Genomic DNA, 2,868 nt, shown 5'->3' with positions numbered 1-2,868 from the left:
GCATGATCCGCCCGCTGCCCTGTGGGCCGGGCCGGACGGCCTGGCCGGCGTGCGCGCTGTCGCGCAGGCAGCGGTCGACCTGCTCCGCGACGGTGGACGGCTGGTGATCGAGCATTCCGACCGGCACGGGTCGGCGGCCCCTGCCCTGCTGCGGGCGCACGGCTACTGGGATGATGTCCGCGGCCATCAGGATCTGACTGGACGGGACCGGTTCGTCACAGCGACACGCCGAGTTCGGGGTACGCCGAGCCCGGGGGTAGTAGGGGAGGAGCGGTGAGCAGACGCTACGACTGCGCGGACCCCGGACCGCGCGCGGCCGGGCTCGAGGCAGCTACCCGTGCGGTCCGGCACGGTGGACTGGTGGTGTTACCCACCGACACGCTGTACGGCATCGGGGCCGACGCCTTCGACCAGGTCGCGGTCCGGGCCCTGCTGGAGGCCAAAGGCCGTGGGCCGGAGATGCCCGTGCCTGTGCTGGTCGGTTCGTGGCGCACCCTCGACGGGCTGGTGGAGCGGGTGACCTCGCAGGTCCGTGACCTGGTTCGAGCGTTCTGGCCGGGCGGGCTCACGCTGATCGTGCGGCACGCACCGTCGCTGACCTGGGATCTCGGTGACGCGCGGGGCACGGTCGCGGTACGGATGCCGCTGCATCCGGTGGCGATCGAACTGCTCGGCCGGACCGGTCCGATGGCGGTGTCCAGCGCGAACATCAGCGGTCGGCCACCGGCGACCACGGCGGACGACGCTGTTGCCCAGCTTGGTGATTCCGTCGAGGTGTACCTGGACGGCGGGCCCTGCGCAGTCGGTGTCGCCTCGACGATCGTCGACTGCACCGATGACGTCCCGCGCGTGCTGCGGGTCGGCGCCGTCGACCTGGCGGCGCTGCGTGAGGTTCTCCCGTCGCTTCGGGTACCCGCCGCAGTGAACTGACGCAGTGAACTGACGCAGCAGGAGAGGCAGCTTATGAGCACCCCGTTCTGGGGCCCGGACTTCGACCAGCTCCGTGCCGAGGATCCCGAGATCGCCGGCGTCGTCCTGGACGAACTGGACCGGCTCCGAGGAGGACTCCAGCTCATCGCCAGCGAGAACTTCACCTCGCCGGCAGTGCTAGCGGCCCTTGGATCAACGTTGTCGAACAAGTACGCCGAGGGATATCCGGGTCGCCGGTACTACGGCGGATGCCAGGTCGTGGACCGCGCGGAGGAGATCGGCATCGCCCGGGCGAAGGAGCTTTTCGGCGCCGAGCACGCCAATCTACAGCCGCACTCGGGGGCCCAGGCCAACTTCGCGGTGTACGCGGCGCTGCTGGTACCTGGCGACACCGTGCTGGCGATGTCCCTCCCGCACGGCGGTCACCTTACGCACGGTAGTCGAGTCAACTTCAGCGGCAAGTGGTTCAACGTCGCCGCGTACGGCGTTCGTGAGGATACCGAGCTGATCGACTATGACGAGGTGCGCGACCTCGCTCGCCAGCATCAGCCCAAAATGATTATTTGTGGCGCCACCGCCTACCCGAGGCTGATCGATTTCGCAGCCTTCCGGTCGATCGCGGACGAGGTCGGGGCGTGGCTGATGGTGGATGCCGCCCACTTCATCGGCCTGGTCGCGGGCAAGGCGATCCCGAGTCCGGTCCCCTTTGCCGACGTCGTCAGCTTCACCACCCACAAGGTCCTGCGCGGCCCGCGGGGCGGGATGATCCTCTGCCGGGAGGAGCTCGCCCAGCGGATCGACAAGGCGGTCTTCCCCTTCAGCCAGGGCGGCCCGCTCATGCACGCGGTCGCGGCCAAGGCGGTCGCGTTGCGGGAGGCCGCGACCCCCGCCTACCAGGACTACGCCCACCAGGTGATCCGCAATGCCCAGGCGCTCGCGGACGCGCTTGCCGCCGAGGGGGTGCGGCCTGTCGCCGGCGGAACCGACACCCATCTCGCCCTGCTTGACCTGCGTGCTCTCGGGGTCACCGGCAAGGAGGCGGAGGCCCGCTGTGACGCCGCCCGGATCACCCTGAACAAGAATGCGATTCCGTACGACCCGCAGCCACCCGCGGTCTCCTCCGGAATCCGGGTGGGCACTCCCGCAGTGACGACCCAGGGCATGAAGGAAGGCGAGATGAAGGACATCGCCGCGCTCATCGCCCGCGTTGTCAGTGATCCCGACGCTGCCGGCGACGCGGCCACGAGTGTTGCCGCCCTGACGGCCAAGCACCCCGCATACCCGCGGTGACCCGGCAAATGCGTTAGAAGATTGCGTTAGAAGATTGCGGGAGTATCTGCTCGTTTTCGCGGTGTCGGCGGCGATCACGTTCCTGTGCACGCCTGTGGCGCGGCGTTTCGCGATCCGGGTCGGCGCGGTCGCGGGCGTCCGCGACCGCGACGTCCATGCCGTGCCGACTCCACGGCTTGGCGGTCTGGCCATGCTCGCCGGGCTTGCCGCCGGGCTGCTTGTCGCTGACCAGCTGCCGTTCCTGTCCGCGGTCTCCCAGGACTGGGCCGAACCGCATGCGGTACTCGTCGCCGGTGCGCTGATCTGCCTGCTCGGTGTCGTGGACGACCGGTGGCCGCTGGATCCCGTGACGAAGCTTGCGGGTCAGGTCACGGCCGCCGGGGTAATGGTACTGCTGGGCATCCAGTGGTCCTTCGCGGTGAATCCGGACAGTGACACGACCTTCAGTCTCGGACCGGAGACGGCCGTGCCACTGTCGATCCTCGCCACGGTGATCCTGGTCAACGCCATGAACTTCATCGACGGGCTGGACGGTCTTGCCGCCGGGGTTGCGGCCATCGCCGCGGGCGCCACGTTCTACTTCGCCTACGAGGTCGCCGTGATCAATCACTTCTCCCGCGCCGCACCGGCGGCGTTGCTGGCCGCCGT

3 protein-coding genes and 1 pseudogene are annotated in these 2,868 nt (G+C 69.1%); all 4 read left to right on the top strand.

All coding sequences use genetic code 11. From position 1 onward, the window contains the following. A pseudogene (locus DD1DGNOD_RS22390) lies at nt 1-277 on the top strand (peptide chain release factor N(5)-glutamine methyltransferase); the annotation flags it as partial. Further along, nucleotides 274-930: an L-threonylcarbamoyladenylate synthase gene (locus tag DD1DGNOD_RS22385; protein WP_131768435.1), complete on the top strand. Its 657-nt coding sequence runs from the start codon at nt 274-276 to the stop codon at nt 928-930. The pseudogene DD1DGNOD_RS22390 and the gene DD1DGNOD_RS22385, both read left to right, overlap by 4 nt. Before the next feature lie 33 nt (nt 931-963). Beyond that, nucleotides 964-2,220, top strand: a complete 1,257-nt coding sequence (glyA, locus tag DD1DGNOD_RS22380; RefSeq protein WP_131770984.1) for a serine hydroxymethyltransferase — start codon at nt 964-966, stop codon at nt 2,218-2,220. A 34-nt stretch (nt 2,221-2,254) separates the two neighbouring features. Continuing rightward, the coding region (locus DD1DGNOD_RS22375) for a glycosyltransferase family 4 protein (RefSeq protein ID WP_131770985.1) at nt 2,255-2,868 on the top strand (614 nt) is incomplete at its 3' end.

This window comes from Candidatus Protofrankia californiensis (assembly GCF_900634765.1).
Classification (GTDB): Bacteria; Actinomycetota; Actinomycetes; order Frankiales; family Frankiaceae; genus Protofrankia; species Protofrankia californiensis.
The sequence above is the reverse complement of the archived record's forward strand: the minus strand, read 5'-3'. Positions and strand labels throughout refer to the sequence as shown.

What these genes read in the sequence shown, in the direction of transcription:
- glyA (WP_131770984.1), top strand. Translation starts at nt 964, where the DNA reads ATGAGCACCCCGTTCTGGGGCCCGGACTTCGACCAGCTCCGTGCCGAG.